Annotated in this window: 17 protein-coding genes and 1 tRNA gene; 7 read left to right on the top strand and 11 right to left on the bottom strand. The window is 65.6% G+C overall.

Going from position 1 to position 17,287, the window contains the following annotated elements; all coding sequences use genetic code 11:
• Positions 1-21 precede the first annotated feature (21 nt).
• Positions 22-1,251 (top strand): acetyl-CoA acetyltransferase, encoded by a 1,230-nt coding sequence (locus DDE10_RS04945; RefSeq protein ID WP_114951541.1) that lies wholly within the window; start codon positions 22-24, stop codon positions 1,249-1,251.
• The gene (locus tag DDE10_RS04940) at positions 1,248-3,035 is read left to right on the top strand and encodes an AMP-binding protein (protein WP_114951540.1); all 1,788 of its coding nucleotides are present in this window, start codon (positions 1,248-1,250) and stop codon (positions 3,033-3,035) included. The genes DDE10_RS04945 and DDE10_RS04940 overlap by 4 nt, the downstream gene beginning before the upstream one ends.
• Positions 3,036-3,144: 109 nt before the next feature.
• Here the strand turns inward: DDE10_RS04940 and DDE10_RS04935 are convergent, their stop codons facing one another.
• Complete coding sequence (locus DDE10_RS04935; RefSeq protein ID WP_114951539.1) at positions 3,145-4,296, bottom strand: thiolase family protein; 1,152 nt, start codon at positions 4,294-4,296, stop codon at positions 3,145-3,147.
• Entirely contained in the window at positions 4,293-5,306 is a 1,014-nt protein-coding gene (locus DDE10_RS04930; protein WP_284734464.1) for an NAD(P)H-dependent amine dehydrogenase family protein, read from the bottom strand. Before DDE10_RS04930 ends, DDE10_RS04935 begins: the two co-directional genes overlap by 4 nt.
• Positions 5,307-5,428: 122 nt before the next feature.
• On the opposite strand from DDE10_RS04930, the gene DDE10_RS04925 reads away from it, so the two are divergent.
• Entirely contained in the window at positions 5,429-7,129 is a 1,701-nt protein-coding gene (locus tag DDE10_RS04925; protein ID WP_114951537.1) for a class I adenylate-forming enzyme family protein, read from the top strand.
• An 11-nt stretch (positions 7,130-7,140) separates the two neighbouring features.
• Here DDE10_RS04925 and DDE10_RS04920 read toward each other — a convergent pair whose 3' ends face one another.
• The gene (locus DDE10_RS04920) at positions 7,141-8,613 is read right to left on the bottom strand and encodes a carotenoid oxygenase family protein (protein ID WP_114951536.1); all 1,473 of its coding nucleotides are present in this window, start codon (positions 8,611-8,613) and stop codon (positions 7,141-7,143) included.
• A gap of 151 nt (positions 8,614-8,764) precedes the next feature.
• Between DDE10_RS04920 and DDE10_RS04915 the strand changes: the two genes are divergently transcribed.
• From DDE10_RS04915 to DDE10_RS04900, 4 genes are all read left to right on the top strand, one after another.
• Positions 8,765-9,172 carry an SgcJ/EcaC family oxidoreductase gene (locus tag DDE10_RS04915; protein WP_284734446.1) on the top strand — a complete coding sequence of 136 codons (408 nt, stop codon included), beginning with the start codon at positions 8,765-8,767 and terminating at the stop codon, positions 9,170-9,172.
• 21 nt (positions 9,173-9,193) lie between these two features.
• On the top strand, positions 9,194-10,150 hold the full coding sequence (locus DDE10_RS04910; protein WP_114951534.1) for a winged helix-turn-helix transcriptional regulator: 957 nt from the start codon (positions 9,194-9,196) through the stop codon (positions 10,148-10,150).
• An 838-nt stretch (positions 10,151-10,988) separates the two neighbouring features.
• Positions 10,989-11,195 (top strand): helix-turn-helix domain-containing protein, encoded by a 207-nt coding sequence (locus tag DDE10_RS04905; protein ID WP_114951533.1) that lies wholly within the window; start codon positions 10,989-10,991, stop codon positions 11,193-11,195.
• Between the two features lie 183 nt (positions 11,196-11,378).
• Positions 11,379-11,975: an SOS response-associated peptidase gene (locus tag DDE10_RS04900; RefSeq protein ID WP_114951532.1), complete on the top strand. Its 597-nt coding sequence runs from the start codon at positions 11,379-11,381 to the stop codon at positions 11,973-11,975.
• A 266-nt stretch (positions 11,976-12,241) separates the two neighbouring features.
• On the opposite strand, the gene DDE10_RS04895 is transcribed toward DDE10_RS04900, so the two are convergent.
• From DDE10_RS04895 to DDE10_RS04860, 8 genes are all read right to left on the bottom strand, one after another.
• Complete coding sequence (locus DDE10_RS04895) at positions 12,242-12,511, bottom strand: hypothetical protein (RefSeq protein WP_114951531.1); 270 nt, start codon at positions 12,509-12,511, stop codon at positions 12,242-12,244.
• 245 nt (positions 12,512-12,756) lie between these two features.
• Positions 12,757-12,969: a DUF6961 family protein gene (locus DDE10_RS04890; RefSeq protein WP_114951530.1), complete on the bottom strand. Its 213-nt coding sequence runs from the start codon at positions 12,967-12,969 to the stop codon at positions 12,757-12,759.
• Positions 12,970-12,975: 6 nt separating this feature from the next.
• Positions 12,976-14,202, bottom strand: a complete 1,227-nt coding sequence (locus DDE10_RS04885) for a tyrosine-type recombinase/integrase (protein ID WP_114951529.1) — start codon at positions 14,200-14,202, stop codon at positions 12,976-12,978.
• A 165-nt stretch (positions 14,203-14,367) separates the two neighbouring features.
• Positions 14,368-14,443, bottom strand: a tRNA-Thr gene (locus DDE10_RS04880).
• 81 nt (positions 14,444-14,524) lie between these two features.
• Entirely contained in the window at positions 14,525-14,962 is a 438-nt protein-coding gene (locus tag DDE10_RS04875; RefSeq protein ID WP_114951528.1) for a YqaA family protein, read from the bottom strand.
• Positions 14,963-15,005: 43 nt separating this feature from the next.
• Positions 15,006-15,455 carry a DUF983 domain-containing protein gene (locus DDE10_RS04870; protein ID WP_114951527.1) on the bottom strand — a complete coding sequence of 150 codons (450 nt, stop codon included), beginning with the start codon at positions 15,453-15,455 and terminating at the stop codon, positions 15,006-15,008.
• Positions 15,456-15,568: 113 nt separating this feature from the next.
• A complete protein-coding gene (locus DDE10_RS04865) occupies positions 15,569-16,753 on the bottom strand; it encodes a glycosyltransferase family 87 protein (RefSeq protein ID WP_114951526.1) in 1,185 nt (394 codons plus the stop codon).
• 65 nt (positions 16,754-16,818) lie between these two features.
• Positions 16,819-17,241 (bottom strand): hypothetical protein, encoded by a 423-nt coding sequence (locus DDE10_RS04860; RefSeq protein WP_114951525.1) that lies wholly within the window; start codon positions 17,239-17,241, stop codon positions 16,819-16,821.
• Positions 17,242-17,287 lie beyond the last annotated feature (46 nt).

Genomic DNA, 17,287 nt, shown 5'->3' with positions numbered 1-17,287 from the left:
GCCCTTCGGAAAGGATGCGCGATGGTCTACATCCTCGGTGGCTGGCAGAGCGATTTCTCCCAGAACTGGGCGCGGGAGGGACGCGAGCTCGCCGATGCCTTCGGCGAGGCGGTCCATGGCGGACTCGAAGCCACGGCCCTCGATCCGGCTGAGGTGGAGTGCGGCCATGTCGGCAATTTTGTCGGCGACCTGTTTGCAGGCCAGGGCCTGCTCGGCGGCTTCTTCGGGCTTGTCGATCCGGCCTTCGATGGGATGCCCACGGCTCGCCACGAAGCCGCGTGCGCATCCGGCAGCGTCGCGCTGCTCGCTGCCATGGCGGAGCTCGAGGCCGGTCGCTACGGGCTGGCCTGCGTGGTCGGCATCGAGCAGATGCGCAACGTGCCGGGTAGAGCCGCAGCGGAGCATCTCGGCGCAGCCGCCTGGGCCGGACACGAATGGCAGGACGCCCAGTTCGTCTGGCCGGCAGCCTTTTCCGACGTCGCCGACGAATATGACCGGCGTTACGGACTGCGCGACGAGCACCTGAGGCGCATCGGCGAGATCAATTTCGGCAACGCGCGCAAGAATCCGTTCGCTCAGACGCGAGGCTGGTCCTTCGAACCCGACAGCTTCACGGCGAACGACGAGCTCAATCCGGTCGTCGAAGGGCGTCTGCGCAAGCTGGATTGCGGCCAGGTCACGGACGGGACCGCCGTCCTGTTCCTCGCCTCGCCGGAGCGCGCGGCCGCCTATGCGGCCAAGCGCGGCATTGCATTGGACAGCCTCCCGAGGATCTCCGGCTGGGGCATTCGATCGGCTTCGATCTCCTTCCGCCAGAAGCTGGAGGCGAGCACCGGCCATACCTACATGTTCCCGCAGGTCCGTCGTGCCATCGAGGAGGCGCGCGCGCGCGCCGGCATAAGCAGCGTCGACGAGATCGACGCGGTTGAGACGCACGACTGCTTCACGATCTCCGAATATATGGCGATCGACCATCTTGGACTGACCGCGCCGGGAGAGAGCTGGAAAGCGGTCGAGCAGGGCTGGATCGAAACAGGCGGCCGCCTGCCGATCAACCCGTCCGGCGGCCTGATCGGCCTCGGTCATCCGGTCGGCGCCACCGGCGTCAGGATGGCGCTCGATGCCTCCCGGCAGGTGAGCGGGACCGCCGGCGACTGTCAGATCGAGGGCGCGCGCACGGTTCAGACGCTCAATATCGGCGGATCGACGACGACGACTGTCAGCCTGGTGGTGACGCGGGGTTCCGCTTGAGCGCGGCCGACATTCCGTTTCGCGAGGCCCAGTTCCTGCCGGTCGACCTGGCGATCAGGCGGCGACCCGACGGCACGATCGATCTTCGCTCGAACATCGCGCTCGAGGTCGACGATCCGAACCTGCCCCGAGCGATCCTTCGCCGCGCGTCGGCTCAAGGATCGAAACCGGCCATTGCCTGGCGGGGTCCGGACGGCCAATGGCAATATCTGCGCTATGACCATCTCAGGCGCGACATCGAGGCGGCCGCGCAGTGGCTGATTGATCACGTTCCGCGTGGCCGCACCTTCCTGGTCATGGCAGGGAACGGGCCGAAGGTCGCGGTCCTCACCGTCGCGGCCTGGGCCGCGGGAGTCGTACTTTGTCCCGTCGGACCCGCTTACGGCCAAGTCGGCGGTAATCTGACACGGCTCCGCCACGTCTTTGCCAAGGCAAATCCCGCCATCGTCTATGCCGATCCGGACCCCGCGCTCGCGGCCGCCATCGAAGCCGTGGCCGGGACGAATGTGATGATCGTGGCCAGTGATCCCGGTCTCTATTCCCGGCCCGCCGTGCCCTTCGGCGAATTGGTCGGGACGGCTCCGGACCAAGGCCTTCACGTCGCGATCGACGCGCTGGACCCCCACGACGTCTCTACCTGCATGCTGACATCGGGCTCGACGGGCCTGCCCAAGCTCGTGGCCCTGTCGCTCTCCAATCTCGCGGCCAACAGCGCGCAGGGTTACATGTCGATCGGCCGCGCCGCGGGCTGGGACGACGTCATGATCGACTGGCTGCCCTGGCATCACGCCGCCGGCGCGGGACTGCTGCGCAACACCCTGCTCAACGGCGGCACCCTCCACATCGATGCGGGCAAGCCGGCGCCTGGGTTGTTCGACGAGACCGTGCGCAACCTGCGTGAGATCTCCTCCGCTTGGTTCAGCAACGTCCCCGCCGGCTATGCCATGCTGCTGGATGCGCTGACCCGGGATCCGGTGCTTCGGTCCACCTTCTTCTCGAAGATGCGCCTGATGCTCTACGGCGGCGCTGGGCTTGCCCAGCCGGTCTACGACGCACTCCAGGCGCTCGCGGTCGAGCAGACGGGACATCGCATCCACATGAGCACCGGCTACGGTATGACCGAAAGCGTGTCGGCCTGCATGACCACCCATTTCCGGACCGAGCGCGTCGGGATCGGGCTTCCCGCGCCCGGGCTCGAGGTCAAGCTCGTTCCCTATGGGGAGCGATACGAGGTGAGGCTGCGCGGCCCAAACATCATGCGCTCCTATCTCGGCGAGCCGGAGATTACGGCGGCGGCATTCGATGGAGAAGGCTATTATCGGACCGGCGATCTTGCCTGCTTCCACGAGCCGGATCGCCCCGAGGAAGGCCTGGCCTTCGCCGGCCGCATTGCCGAGGAATTCAAGTTGGCCGGCGGCACCTGGGTCTATGGCGGGCCGATGCGCGATGCGCTGCTAGACGCACTCTCTCCGCACATAGCCGAACTTGTCCTGTGCGACGACAATCGCGACGTGCTGGGCGTGCTCGCCTGGCCCAAACCGTCGGTGCCGGCGGAACTGCTGGACTGGGCCGCCGCCAGGCTGGCGGTGTTCAACGCCGGTCAGCACGGCGAGAGCGCGCGGGTTCGCCGCTTCGGCCTTTTCTCGAACCCACCCGATCCCAGGGCGAGCGAAGTTTCCGACAAAGGCACGATCAACCGCAGAGCCGTGCTCGACAATCGGCGCGATGAGGTCGACCGGCTCTATGCCGCGGCACCGGGTCGGGACATCCGGGTGATCCCGTGACCTATGCCTGGTCCATACGACACTAATGACGCGACCGTCCTGGCTGCCTTGTCCGCCTGATTTCGAAATCCGCGAAGTGTCCCGATCGATGCGCATTTGGCACTCGGCACTATCCCAGCCGTTCCACCACCATCGCCGCGCCGATGCCCTGCGCGCCGGTCGCCACCGCCATACCGTAGGTCCCGTCCGCGGCGTCAAGCGCGTCGAGCAGGGTGGACAGCAGGATCGCTCCGGTCGCACCCATCGGGTGTCCTTTGGCGACATGGCCGCCGCCGACATTTACACGCTCCGGATCTGGCGATCGGTCCCGCAGGAACTTGGCCATCGTCACGGCAAAGGCTTCCATGAATTCGATCCGGTCCATGTCGCCGAGTGCCAACCCCGCCAAGTCCAGCGCCCGGTCCATCGCCGCGAATCCCGCGAGCAGCGAATCGCGCGGGTCGCCGCCGGCCTCGGCATAGCCGAGGATCCGGGCGCGCGGGTGTTCGCGGCCGGGGGAGCCGATCAACGCGAGACCTGCGCCGTCCGCCATCGGCGGGGCATGCGCAACGGTGTGGCGATGATCGACCGACTCCTCGCCTAGGGCCGCCCGGTAACTGTCCGCGAGCGTGGCGAAGGCCGGTGGCAAGGCGGCGATGGTTTCGGCGGACAGGGACCTCGGCGCTTCCTCTCGCGCCAGGCCGCCGACGGAGATGCGCGAGACGAGGAGATCGGGTCGCGATTCCGCGTTCGCCGCGCGTTGCTGGGAGGTGAGGGCCACGGCATCCAGCTCCGCTCGGGTGATGCCCTCCTTCACCGCAAGCAGGTCTGCGGCGAGCGCGACGGGAATATAGCGCAGACGCAGCGGCAGATCGGTCGCGCTATAATATTCGGCCTTGTCCGCCATGAAGGGGACTCGCGACATCATTTCGACGCCACCTGCTAGCGCGTTCGACAATATCCCGGCGTCGACCATCGCGGCCGCCTGTCCGATCGCGGACAGGCCGGCGGCGCAGAAATTGTTGACGCTGTGCACGATGGTCCCGACGGGAAGTCCGGTGGCGAGTTTGGTCACCATCGCGACGTGACCGCCCTGAGCGCCGACCTGGCCTACGCAGCCGAGGCCGAGAAAGTCGGCGTCGCGACGCGGTTCGCGTCCGCGCGCCTCGATCGCGTCGATCAGTGCGCCGACGAGCGACGTCGGAGTCTGGTTCGCCAGCCCACCGTCAGGACGCGCCTTACCGCGGACCGTTCGGACCGATTCATAGATGAGCGCTTTCATCCGATCCGCCTCTGCCAGGCGGAGGTCGGCCGAAATGCAAATAGCCCCGGCGGCGCAGCGATGACATCCGGAATCGCTCGCACTGCCACGGCAACGGTGGCGTCGGTAAGGGCGCGCGACGGTGGCGCGGTTGGGTCGCCTTCGCTAATGTCCAGCGTGAGCCGGACGTTCGGCCGGCCTGTTATGCTCATGGTCCAGTGTCCGGTGGAGTCGTTGCCGTGCAGACGCGGATCGGCGGTCCACCGGATGGCAAGGGCGAACTCGACTCCGTTGCGGAGCCTCGTGGTCCAGCGCCAGAGCGTCGCCGCCACCTGACCCGGCGCGATCATTCCGGCCGGCAACCTGATCTCGTGCGGCGCCAGCGTGAGCTCATGATCGGGCTCGATCGTCCCGACCTCGGTTTCCATTTCGTTTGCGACGAAGTGGAACACTTCGCTGAAGAGGGTGGCATAGAGATCGGCGAGCGGCCCCCGCCGGATGTCGCGATCGGCCGGATCCGATCCCATCCCCATCAGCCCGAAAACGAAATCAGGCGACGTCATGGCAGAGGCGTCGACCGTCTCCTGGACGTCGATACGGTCGATCTGCGCGCAAAGTACGGTTGCGGACAAGGTCAGGCGCTCCACGACCAGACCGGGGCTGACGCCGACGCCGGCCAGCGTCACGCCACCCTTGATCGCGGCGGCTTGAAGCCGCTCCGAATAATCGGAACCATGCGCCTGCGGCCAATGGAAGCCGGCCGTGGAAACGACGTTCTTTCCGGATTGGAGCAGCTGGATTACTTCTTCCGCCATCGCTTCGTAGGGCAGTGTGAGACGGGGCGTGTGGAGAACCACGTCGGCCTCGGTTTCGAGGATCGACTGAATGTCGCTCGTCGCCTTCACGCCCGTCTCCGGCCGCTTGGCGATCTCGCCGGCGTCAAGGCCCTGCTTTGCGGGACTATAGACGTGCATGCCGACCAGCTGCAGCGACGGCTCGTCGATGATTCGCCGCAACGCCGTTCGGCCCATTGCCCCGGTGGCCCATTGTACGACGCGGATCATTTCTGTCCCCCTTGGACCCTGCATAGAACGATTGCCGGACGTTGTCAGTCTGTTTATGCAAGTCACATGGCCGACACGAGGAGCAGACCATGTTTCTGACCCCACGCGAACGCATCGCCGAATATGAGGCTCGGGGCTGGTGGGAGGGGATCAGCGTCGACACACTCTTCCGCCGCGCTGCAGCCGAGGGCGGGGCGCGAACAGCCGTCGTCGATCCGCCAAATCGGGCGGCGCTGGATGGACGCCCGCCCGAGCGGCTGGACTGGATCGCGTTGGAGGAGCGGGTCGGCCGGATGTCCGGTGCCCTGCTGGAGGCAGGCCTGCGCAAGGACGACGTCATCTGCGTGCAGCTGCCGAACATCGTCGACGCGGTCATCTTGTTCCTGGCCGCGGCCCGGCTTGGGCTCGTGATCAGTCCGGTGGTGATGCAGTATCGCGACCACGAACTGGAATATCTGCTGGGCTTGGCCCCGCCGCGTGCCATCGTCACCGTGCCGGTCTTCGCCGGCCACGATCATGCGGCGATGGCACTTCGGCTTGCCTCGACCGATACGGTGGTGCTGGTGCTGGGGCCATCGGACGGCGCCACCGATCTTGCGGAGCTCGCATCAACGGCCGATCCGCTCCGCGCCATCGCATATGCCGAGGCGCATCCAGTCTCCGCCGGCGAAGTGCTGACGCTCTGTTGGACGTCAGGAACCGAAGCGCGACCAAAGGGCGTGCCGCGCGATCATAATCATTGGGTGCTGAACGCCCGGCTCGTCATCGAGGCGGGCGACATGCGCCAGGGCGAAACGCTGCTGAACCCCTTCCCGCTCGTCAATATCGGCTCGATCGGCGGCCTCGTCATGCCATGGCTCGCGATCGGCGGCACGCTCGTGCTGCACCATCCGTTCGACTTGGCCGTCTTCATCGCCCAGATCGCCGGCGAGCGGGTCAATTACACAATCGCCCCGCCCGCCCTTCTGACAGCGCTGCTCAAGCAGCCCGCGATGCTCGCCGGCACCGACTTGTCGTCGCTGCGCGCGATCGGATCTGGCTCAGCGCCGCTTTCGCCCTGGCTGATCCAGAGCTGGCGAGATCAGCATGGGGTAGAAGTCTGTAACATGTTCGGGTCGAACGAGGGTACATCGCTCTTCTCGAACCATGTCGACGTGCCTGATCCGGCCGACCGGGCGCGCTACTTTCCCCGCTTCGGCGGCAACGGCCTTGACTGGCCTTGCCTTATGCACCGCGTTATCCGCTCGCGCCTCATCGATCCGGCAACTGAGGAGGAAGTGGTCGAGCCGGGCCGGCTCGGTGAGTTGCGCGTGGGCGGCGCCTTCCTGTTCAACGGCTACTGGGGCGATGCAGACCGCACCCGCGAGGCCTTCGACGCGCAGGGGTTTTTCCGCACCGGCGATCTTTTCGAGATCGCCGGCGAGGGCGACCTCAGGCGCTTCTATCGTTTCGTCGGACGTTCAAAGGAAATCGTCGTGCGCGGCGGCGTCAACATCTCGCCGGCAGAGCTCGACGACCTTTTGGCGGGACTTCCGTCCGTCCGGGAGGCGGCAACCGTCGGACTCCCCGATCCGGACCTGGGCGAACGGCTCGCAGTGGTCGTTGTGCCGGACGGCCGCGCACCCTCGCTCGCGGACATCGCCCGTTGGCTCGACGCGCGCGGCGTTGCGAAGTTCAAATGGCCGGAACGGCTGGTGATCGCCGAGTCACTTCCGCGCAACGCCATGAACAAAGTGGTGCGGTCGGAACTGCGCCAGATTGTGCATCAGGCTTTGGCTCCAACCTCTTAGGCGTGCTCGCCCTAGCGGCTCCGGAACGGGTCGAGTGAGCTCCGGTTTACCCAGTGCGAATGGGTTCCGCTGCAGATCTTGTGCGGCAGAGCGATCCGGCAAACGGGCCCATCCTCGAAGCGCCGGCAGTCGATCAGGATGCATTCCGACGTGCCGCGATTTTCGTCGATGATGAAGCTCACGAGGTAGCCGTCATCCTCGTCCGTAGCGCCGAGCCGCGGCACGAACGGAGCCTCGCTCGCATAGCGTCCCTCGTCCAGCGCCACTGACCAGCTCTCACCAGTCACCAGGTCGTGCTTGACGAAGCCGGTAAACAGGAACCAGCCGGGCCGAGTCGTCGTGCTGTACGCATAGCGGTAGAAGCGGCCGGCATAGGCTTGGTTGAACATCCCGAACTCGAGGTTCCGCTCGTCCAGATGTTGCTCGTGCGTTGCGCCCGTCCTGAGGTTGAACCGCCAACGGTGCAGCTTGGGCCGGAAGCTCTGCTCGTCGAGATAGCCCATCAGATGGCCGTGCTCGCCCATGCCGTCGAGCGGCTCTGGGATCGGATTCTCCTGGAAATAGCCGTCCATGACGACCTCCTCTCCTTCCTCATAGGCGTTGAGGAAATGGAGGATGTAGGTCGGCTCAGCCTCGAACCATCGCACGTCCTCGGTCCGCCCGTGGCGGGGGATCAAGGCGAAGCGAGAGGGGATTCCTTCATGGAGGCGCACCGCATGCACGTCGCGCTTCAGCAGGTCCTGATCCCAGAAGACCGGCAGATCGTTCAAAATCGACCAATTCTCCGAGAAGCACATGTCGTGCGGCAGGCGCGGTCCCGGCAGCGGGATTGGGACATAGGTGACGAGGCGCCCGTTTCGGTCGACCACGCCGTAATGCATGAAGGGCGGGTATTTCGAGTAATTGAAGAAGAGAAGCTCGCCGGTCCGCTCATCCACCTTGGGATGAGCGGAGATGCCATCGAGCGGCACCCACGGCGCAATACCGTTCTGCTCGAGCGTCTCGGGATCGAGCAGATAGCCCTCGCCACACTGATAGAAGGTGGAGATCGCCTTGCCGGCGTGGACGACGATGTCGGTGCTGGAAGAATCCTTGAGCCGGCCGTGTGCGCCGAAACCGGGGCGGGTGGAGACACCCGGGCCGTCCATCAGACCGCCCCACAGCGACTTGCCCGCGCGCTGCTCCGCCTCGAAGCAGCGGGTCCGCACGAAGCGGTTGCGATAGCTGGCGACGCCGTCGCAAAAGTCGATCTGGTGGATCATTCCGTCGCCGTCAAACGGGTGATAGCGGCCGAGCGGCTGATGCACCTGATTCTCGGTGTTTCGCAAATAGACGCCATCGATGTCGTGGGGAATTCGTCCCTCGATGACTTCAAGCTCGAACGCGTCAACCTCCTCGAGCTGCGGCGTCCACGCACCCGAGAGATAGGGGTGGTTGCTGGGCATCAGCGATGAACGGACAGCCGGATAGTGTTCGACCTTCACTTTTCATTCCCCTGATACCTGCATTGCGTGGGTAGCAATGTGGGTTTGTTTGTGCAAGTTAGTGCTATCGGCTTTCGAAAGCGAGGGCCGCGGCACGCATGCCTGGTCGCCGGAAGGGCTCGCCACTTCCGGGAAGTCGGAGGAGTTTGTAGTGAACGCGGATCAGAAAATCGCAGTGGTCAGGAAGATGATCGACGCCTGGAACCGGCGGGACTGGCAATTGGTCGGTGACCTTTTCGCCCACGACGGCGTGCTCCATTCGATGATGATCGAACCCGTGCGCGGGCGCGAAGCGATCGCGACGCGCATCGAGGGGCTTGGGGCCGGGATCGACTCAATCACATTGCACATCGTCAACATTGGGGTGGTCGGTGACGTCGTGGTCATCGAGCGAGTCGACGAGTTCGTCTATAACGGCCACGCCGGCAAGGTGCCGGTGGTCGGCGTCCTTGAGATCGAGGACAACAAAGTGAAGGCGTGGCGTGAATATTATGATCGCGCTCAATTGCTTGGTGAGATGGGGGTCGCGCCCAAGCCGCACTATGAGAGCGCCCATTGAACGCCGGGTGGGCACACGCTGATGGGTGACATCACGCCACCGTCGAGCCAGCATCTGATACGGACCTGCTCTATTTGGCGCGCGCTCGAGGTGGTCGGCGACACGCCCACGTTGCTCATCCTCGAGGCCAGCTTGCTGGGCGACCGTCGCTTTGACCAGTTCCGCCGCCGAACCGGGCTTTTGAAGGCGCTACTGAGCGACCGCCTGAAGCGGCTTGTCAACGCACATGTTCTCGAGAAGCGCCAGTACAGCACCCATCCACCGCGCGACGATTATGTTCTGCTCGAAAAGGGGCGCGCGCTCTACTGGACCGCGCTCATGCTGCTCCGGTGGGAGCAGGAATGGGGGGACCGCGAGGGCAAAATGGTAGTCGAGCTCACCCACCGGAACTGCGGCAAACGTTTCATTCCAGAGCCGGCCTGCGCCGCCTGCAAGGGCACGGTCAATGCGTCGGCAGTCGACTGGCGCGAGGGGCCGGGTGTGGGTTGGATGGCGCCGATCTACAGCCGCCGCCGACAGCAGCGCGACAGCAGCGAGGGCACCGCACTGTTCGAATCCGCCGCGCAACTGATGGGCGACCGCTGGGCCAGTCTCATCATGCGATCGATCTTCACCGGCATCAATCGCTTCGATGATATCAGGCGGGATACCGCGATTGCGACCAATGTGCTGACCGAGCGCCTGAATTGGCTGGTCCAGTTCGGGGTTATCCGTCAAGTTCAATACGCGGACAATCCACCGCGCCTCGAATATCGCCTACGTCGCAAGGGGATAGAATATTATCCCGCCTTGCTCATGCTCATGCAGTGGGGCGATCGTTACTACGCAGCTCCCGAAGGTCCACCTCTGCACCTCAGCCACCGCGATTGCAACAATCGACTGGAAGCGGTTGTCGTCTGCTCAGAATGCCGCGAGCCGGTCTATCCAAACGACGTTATGTTCAACGTCCAAGATACCCACGGCGGCAACCCGACCTGAGGGACCCGCATAGTGCCGGGGCCAGTTCGTATCACAAGCTCCCAAAATGATCAGCCTCTGTCGAAACGGCTTTTCTCGGGTCGGTCTCGTTCAGCCGCAGTTGCGCATTCGGACGATTGGAGATGTTGCGAACACCGATGGCCGAGGAGGGTTTGGACGAAAGGCGGGTGGGGTCGATTGAGAGACGTCGATACTGGCGCGAACGCGGGTCCACCAGCGTCGTGGTGCTCCGCACCGTGTACCGATTTGTGTCCTGATTTCGGTTGCGCAGCCGTTTGGGTCGGCTAAACGCTTCATCAGCCGCAGATTTCTATGGTCTTCGGATGGCTAGCCGCGGCTTTTGGTACTGGTGCCTCTCTCCTGTCGCGACGGGCTGCTCGCGTCGCTCGAGCCGAAGCGCTCGCGGCCACCGAAACGCTCAAATATTGGATAGGGGCTAGTTTCACAGGTACGACCAGCACGGCTGAGTATATTCGGACGCTGCTGCCCCGCCCTTCGACAATGCGGCCATGGCCGTCGTTCTTGATCGATCGCCCGACACGGCGGATGTCGTATCAATGACCTGGTTGGGGCTCAGTGCCGTCCATTTTCGAACCATCCAGCGACGCGCTCTGCGCGAGATTCGTTGAAGAGTATGTTGCCGCGGCGGGCGCGTCCTATTCCCGAATGGGTAGATGACCGATGCGTTTGATCTGTGGCCGGCGCGAGGCGGGCGGGGGAGTACACGCTAACTACTGAGTTGAGGCCCGAACGGACGCTGGCGGTGTGAGGTTCAACTTCTCCCAGCTGGCCGCGATCTATCACTTTTCGTCTGGGGTCGTCGAGGAAAGGAAGGCCTATGAACTTCGAAACTGGCCCTTCCACAGATGGCGCGCTTGAGCCCATCAGCGTTCGGGTTCCCCAAGCCGTCCGGCTGACCGGGCTCAGTCGGTCCCGCATTTACGAGTTGATGAAGTCCGGGGAGATCGAATTCGTGAAGGTGGGCGCTTCGACCTTGATTCTGGTGGAGAGTCTTCGGGCCTATATCGTCGGCCGGCGCCGATGAAGCTTCAATCGGAGCCCGCCTGAGCGAAAGCTAGCGTTCGAACGGACTTCGCCGTCCTGCGATAGATCGGACTCGCGGGCAGTTCGAAAAGATGCCGGTGAGTCAGGCGGCGGCGATGCCGAAACATATAAGGTGCATCGGCGGGGCTTGGAAGCGGTGCCGTGCGCCGGCTAACCTCCCGCCATGTGCAATCTCTATCGCCAGCGCGCCACCGAGAATCTCTCCCGCATCTTCGAGGCCTCGCCCTTGCTCGATCTGCCGGAGCTGCGCGCCGACATCTATCCCAAGTACGACGCGGCGGTGATCCGCAAGGCGGAGGGGCGGCGGGTGATCGACGTCATGGCCTGGGGCATCGTCCGCACCATGCCGGGCAAGAGCGGCAAGCCGATCGCCAAGGCGGTCACCAACGTGCGCAACCTCGAAAGCCCGTTCTGGCGCTCCACGATCGCCAATCCGGCCCAGCGCTGCCTCGTCCCGTTCACCTCCTTCGCCGAGCCGCGGCCCGGCAAGGACCCCGCGACCGGCCGGCCGGCCAATTGGTGGTTCCATGTCGAGGGCGCCGAATGCTGCGCCTTCGCCGGCATCTGGCGGATGAGCGAGGGCCGGCCGCGCTTCGCCTTTTTGACTTGCGAACCCAATCCCCTGGTCGCGCCGCTCCACCCCAAGGCGATGCCGGTCATCCTCGCGCCGGAGGATTATGATCGCTGGCTGGACGGGGAGGCGGGGGATGCGTGTGCGTTGGCGCAGCCCTTTCCTTCGCAGTTGATGCGCGTGGCCTGAAAGTTCGGCCCCGGCGCCTGCCCCCGAGCCCTCGTTTTGGTCCTGCTGCTCGCCGCCTGGCCGGGCAATAGGGTGGGCTTGGGCGGGAACGGCGTCCTTCATCGACGCGGTAGCCTGGATATCATGGAGAGACGTTCCGCTGTTCGGACGCCGACTCGTCGGGAAGAAGATAGGGATCTGCCAGTTGGGATTGCGCCCGTCAGGAGATGTGGGCGTTACCAGGCGATGCCGAACCGGCACAGCTGCAAGGGGCGGGACCGAACGGTTCAGTCGGCTGCGTCAGTGGTGGCTTCGCGATAGGCATCGAGCTGCGTGGCCTTGCGCGTCACTTCATAACCGGAGAGACGCATTTGCTCGGCCAGATAGCGGGCGAGCTCTAGCTGGGCATGCTCGCGCTTCGTCTGGTCAGGCCGCTCGTCGCGGCGGGTCCACAAGTCCCGCAGCACCGCGGATCGGCGCTGCCCGAGCACCTTCAGCCAGATCACCAGCGTCTTCGCCAGTTCCTCGGTCGAAAGTGAAGTGCGCGACTCGCCCATATCAGAACATGTAGCGAACGAAACTGTGGGCGCCAATCTCAGAAATCCGAGCATCTCGGGACTCGGACTGGCGCGGAGGAGCTCGGCTGCACGGCATCGCCATGTCAGGGCCGGAAGTCGGAACGGCACGTGGTCGATGGGCATGTGGACCTGCGGTGAGCGGGATGTCAGCCGCCGCGACATTTTCACATGCAAGTCCGATCGATGTCGTGACCGGCATCGCTGAACCAAGCGCTGTGAACCGCTCAGTGCCTGGTTGGAGAGGGCGACAGCAGCTCCACCGCGTTGCTGGCGATCAGGCGCCACACTTTCGCGCCTTCGAGGTCGCCCGCTTCGAGCAGGGCATCCGAGCGGAGGGCTGCTTGGACCGGTGCATCATCGCCATGGCGACGCACCATCTCGTTCGCGCAAGCCCATAGTTCCCAGTCGCTGAGGCCGGTCGGGGACGGATCAGTCATCGGTTGTTAGGCACGTTCGGCGGTGCGGCCGATGGGAACGACCTCGCCAAGGCCGCGATAGCGGTCGAGCTCGTCGGACCACCATTGCATCATCCTGACCCTCTCCTGCCAATGCGCTCCGCGATGATAGGCGGCCCTCACGCGATTGCCGTCCCGGTGGGCCAAGGCCCGCTCGATGGCGTCTGGGTGCCACTGCCCGGATTCGTTGAGCAGCGTGCTCGCCATCGCCCGGAAGCCGTGGGAGGTCATCTCGTCGCCGCTATAGCCGAGGCGTCTCAGAGCGGCATTGAGCGTGCCGTCGGACATCGGCCGCCTAGGCGTCCGGATCGAAGGGAACAGGTAAGGGCTCGGATTGTCGAGCGCGCGAACTCGCTCGATCAGCGCGAGGACCTGCCGCGAAAGCGGGACCGCATGGAGCTGGCGCATCTTCGTCTTCTCGGCGGGGATCTTCCAGACTCGAGCCTGCAGGTCGAACTCGTCCCATTGCGCCGTACGAAGCTCGCCCGGTCGAACGAAGACATGGGCCGCCATCTCGAGCGCGATCCGGGTCTCCTCATGGCCGTCGAAGGCGTGGATGGCGCGAAGCAGCCCGCCGACCTCATGCGGCTCGAGAAGGGCGGCATGATGACGGACCTTCGGCGTCGCGAGGGCGCCGATCAGAAGGTCGGCCGGATTGGCCTTTGCCCTCATGGTGACGACGGCATAGCGGAAGACGCGGCTCATGAAGGCGCGCAGGCGATGCGCCGTCTCGCGATGGCCCCTCGCTTCCACCTTCCTGAGGAAGGCCAGCAGTTCGTGCGGGGTGATCTCGGCTATCGGACGGTGGGCGACATCCCGCTCCAGCAGCTTGAGAAACCATCGCGCCTTCTTGATGGTGGCGGGGGCGCGATCCTCCACCAGCATCTTCTCGATATATTCGTCCGCAACGCCCCGGAAGGTGGTCTGGCGCGAGAGCGCCGCTTCGATCCTGGCCCTCTGCTTTTCCGCGAGGGGATCGATCCCGTCCCGGATCTGGCGACGGGCTTCCTCGCAGCGGATCCGTGCCTCCTTGAGGCTAACTTCGGGATATTGGCCGAGGGAAAGCTTCTTTTCGAGTCCGCGAAAGCGGTATTTCAGGCGCCACAAGCGCGCGCCGGATGGCTGAACAAGCAGGAACAAACCCTGTCCATCGGCCATCTTGTAGGGCGATTCTTGTAGAGGATTGTTACGTATTTTCAGATCTGTAAGCCGCATTTGGGGGCCCCGGCTACAAGAGGGTTTTGCCGTGGCCCCAAAAAGGCCCCCAAAACAGCCCGGATTTGGCTGGATTGGTGTGGACATCCAGGGACAACGACAGTCCCTAAATAGCAGAAAAAGCGCGACTTTCCGAGGGAAATTGGAAGCGCCAAAATGGTCGATTGGTGCCGGGTGTCGGACTCGAACCGACGACCTACCGCTTACAAGGCGGTTGCTCTACCAGCTGAGCTAACCCGGCCCGGCGTCGACATGGTGCAGGTTCCATCGAAGGTCCAGCCCCGACCGGTGCCCACGCGCCCAGATAAGACGCCGTCGCACGTCACGTCCAGCCCAGGGTCAGGGCGGCGAGGACGACGTATCGGCCGGTCTTGGCGAGGGCGACGAGCAGCAGAAAGATTGGAAGCGGTTCGCGCATCAGCCCGGCGGCGACGGTGATCGGGTCGCCGACGATCGGCACCCAGCTCAGCAGCAGCGACCATCTGCCCCAGCGCCGGTACCAATGCTCGGCCCGCTCCAGCCGGTCGGGTCGGACCGGGAACCAGCGCCGGCCGGCGAATTGCTCGATGCCGCGGCCGAGCAGCCAGTTGAGCGTCGATCCCATGACATTGCCGACACTGGCGACGGCGACGAGCAGCCAGGCCGGCTGCGCGCCGAGCAGGAGCAGCCCGACCAGCACGGCCTCCGACTGCGCCGGCAGGATCGTCGCCGCGGCCAAGGCGGCGAGAAACAGGCCGCCATAAGCGGCAAGGTCGCTCATGATGGGCCGTTACCGCCGTCGCCGGGCCGTCCGAAATGCGCTTCTACCAGGGATGCGGCGCCGACGAGACTTCCGGCCCCGCATCGCCATAAGGCCGCCATGTCCCGACGATCCGTCCCTCGCGCGCCTTGTAGAAATACTGGCTGCAGACCAGCCAGCCCTTGAGCGGGCGAAGCGGCAAAACGCAGGTGACGAGCAGGAAGGGCAGGCTCGTCACGAAATGGACCCAGACCGGCGGCGCCGCCCACAGCTCGAGAAGAAGCGCGAAGACGACCGCGGGAATGCAGCCGAAGCAGATGACGAAAAAGGCCGGCCCGTCTGCCGGATCGGCGAAGGCGTAGCTCAATCCGCAACGGTCGCAGCCGTCGCGCAGCTTGAGAAAGCCGTCGAACAGACGGCCCTCGCCGCAGCGCGGGCAGCGTCCGCGCACGCCGGTCTGCACCGGGGACAGCTTCGGCCACGGGACCGGCGTGTCCGAGCGGGCGTCATTCATCGCGACCTCCAGATGGTCCGCGTCGGTTCGGCCGAGTGCCGGATCGCGCGGTCTTTCCAGCTATATAGGAAGCCCGGCGCCGAATGGCAGGCCCGTGCGAGGCTTCCGCGCGATCAGGCAGGCTGGGGCCGCTCCCCGCGCCTCTCGGGTGCCGCCGAGCGAAGAGCGAGCCAGACCAGAGGTGCCCACAAGGCGAAGGCGCCCAGCGCCAGCCCGGTCGACAAGGCCAGCGGCGCCGCCAGCAGCGGCACCACCATCGCCGCGGCGATCGCGGCGCGCCCGCGCTCGTCCGCCTGCGGCCACAGCCAACAGGCCGCCAGCGTCAGCATCACGCAATCATAGTCGCTGACATAGAGCGAGCCGGCGAGGGCGCCGAGCACGAGCGCTGCCTTCGCCTCCCTCTCTCCCGGCCTGGCGTGCCACAGGCGCGCCACCAGAGCGGCGACGGCCAGGCTTGCCGCCGCCTGCGCCGCATAAGCGATCCAGAGCGGTGCCCCGGCGTGGCGGACGAGGACGAAGACCGAAAGCATCCGATGCCAGGTGCCGCTGCCCGCCTCGAGGATGACGCTCTTCAGCCGGGCGCCCTGCTCGGCATAGGCAATCCAGGCTTCCGTCCCGAACATCAGCCAGGATAGGCCGAGCAGCAGCGTTGCCGTGCCCGAGAAACCCGCCAGGGCGCGCCACTGCCGGCCGGCGAGCAGCGCGAGCGGGATCAGCCAGCCGAGCTGCGGCTTGATCACGAAGGCGGCGAGGATCGCCCCTGCAAGCAGCGGCTTCCTCTCGAGCAGGATCAGGCCCCAGCCCAAAGCGGCGGCCGTCCAGGCCCCGTTCTGTCCGCCCAGGAAATTGATCAGCAAGGCCGGCGAGGCGAGCGCGATCAGCCGCCAATGGTCGGGCGCGATCCGGCGGACGGCGGTCGCGAAGGCAATCAGGCCGCTTGCCTGCCACGCCGCCCACGCGACCGGATAGGGAAGGGCGCCGAACGGCGCCGTCAGCAGCCAGGTCACTGGCGGATAGCTGTAATGGTAGAAGTCGATCGGGCCACCGACCGTCATCGTCTCGAAGCGGTGGAACGCCGCCATATCGTAGATGCGGGTCCATTCGCCGGCGAGGCTCAGCCGGGCGCCCGACCAGAAATTGAGGAAATCCTCGCCGAACGGGTGGCCGGCGCCGTCGGTCCAGCCGGCGGTCAGCTGGCGTGCGAGATAGGCGGCGGCCAGCAGTGGCGCGATCAGGCACCACAGGCGCGCCGCGCGGACGAGCCGGTTGCGGTCGAGCAGGGTGGAATGGGCGCCCATGCCCACGGCATAGCGCCGAGCCGTTGCCGAAGGATGAAGTCACGCTCACCGCGCTCCGGAAGAGCCTAGCGCCGAGGCCTCGCCTCGTCCGTCACCGGCACGAACCGGCCGAGCGGGCAGGGGATCGCCATCCTGTAGGCGGCGCCGACCCCGGCACCGGAGGGGTCGACGACGCGCACGCGGTCGCCGCGGCACAGCCGGTTGCCGTGGACCTCGAAGGCCAGGGCGCCGAAGCCGTTCGCGCTCTGGGCGAGGCCGGGACAGCGGCCCGGGAGGCGGTTGTCGAGCCGCTCGCCGCCGATCAGCTCGAACCGGATCGTCCGCTCGTCGAGGGCGCGCCGGCTCGTCGCCGCGTCGAGGCTGATGCAGTCGCGCGGTCTCCCCGCGGCGCCCTCTGCCGCGGCCCTGGCTGCGGCGGGCGGCGCCTCGGCGGGCGCACATTGGACGAGGGCGATCAGCAGGATCGGCGCCGCTTGCATCCAGCTCATCGGCAAGGCTCCTTCTCCCGATCGGGGCTTTGCCGATAAACGCCCG

It is taken from the genome of Sphingosinicella terrae (assembly GCF_003347635.1).
In the GTDB taxonomy this organism is placed as follows: domain Bacteria; phylum Pseudomonadota; class Alphaproteobacteria; order Sphingomonadales; family Sphingomonadaceae; genus Allosphingosinicella; species Allosphingosinicella terrae.
The sequence above is the reverse complement of the archived record's forward strand: the minus strand, read 5'-3'. Positions and strand labels throughout refer to the sequence as shown.

Excerpts from the sequence above, each read along its gene's own strand:
- DDE10_RS04890 (WP_114951530.1), bottom strand. The coding sequence starts at position 12,969 with ATGACTGATCCGTCCCCGACCGGCCTCAGCGACTGGGAACTATGGGCT.
- DDE10_RS04875 (WP_114951528.1), bottom strand. The coding sequence starts at position 14,962 with ATGAGCGACCTTGCCGCTTATGGCGGCCTGTTTCTCGCCGCCTTGGCC.
- DDE10_RS04860 (WP_114951525.1), bottom strand. The coding sequence starts at position 17,241 with ATGAGCTGGATGCAAGCGGCGCCGATCCTGCTGATCGCCCTCGTCCAA.
- DDE10_RS04930 (WP_284734464.1), bottom strand. The coding sequence starts at position 5,306 with ATGGGCCGAACGGCGTTGCGGCGAATCATCGACGAGCCGTCGCTGCAG.
- DDE10_RS04900 (WP_114951532.1), top strand. The coding sequence starts at position 11,379 with ATGTGCAATCTCTATCGCCAGCGCGCCACCGAGAATCTCTCCCGCATC.
- DDE10_RS04870 (WP_114951527.1), bottom strand. The coding sequence starts at position 15,455 with ATGAATGACGCCCGCTCGGACACGCCGGTCCCGTGGCCGAAGCTGTCC.
- DDE10_RS04895 (WP_114951531.1), bottom strand. The coding sequence starts at position 12,511 with ATGGGCGAGTCGCGCACTTCACTTTCGACCGAGGAACTGGCGAAGACG.
- DDE10_RS04885 (WP_114951529.1), bottom strand. The coding sequence starts at position 14,202 with ATGCGGCTTACAGATCTGAAAATACGTAACAATCCTCTACAAGAATCG.
- DDE10_RS04925 (WP_114951537.1), top strand. The coding sequence starts at position 5,429 with ATGTTTCTGACCCCACGCGAACGCATCGCCGAATATGAGGCTCGGGGC.
- DDE10_RS04945 (WP_114951541.1), top strand. The coding sequence starts at position 22 with ATGGTCTACATCCTCGGTGGCTGGCAGAGCGATTTCTCCCAGAACTGG.
- DDE10_RS04905 (WP_114951533.1), top strand. The coding sequence starts at position 10,989 with ATGAACTTCGAAACTGGCCCTTCCACAGATGGCGCGCTTGAGCCCATC.
- DDE10_RS04865 (WP_114951526.1), bottom strand. The coding sequence starts at position 16,753 with ATGGGCGCCCATTCCACCCTGCTCGACCGCAACCGGCTCGTCCGCGCG.
- DDE10_RS04910 (WP_114951534.1), top strand. The coding sequence starts at position 9,194 with ATGGGTGACATCACGCCACCGTCGAGCCAGCATCTGATACGGACCTGC.
- DDE10_RS04935 (WP_114951539.1), bottom strand. The coding sequence starts at position 4,296 with ATGAAAGCGCTCATCTATGAATCGGTCCGAACGGTCCGCGGTAAGGCG.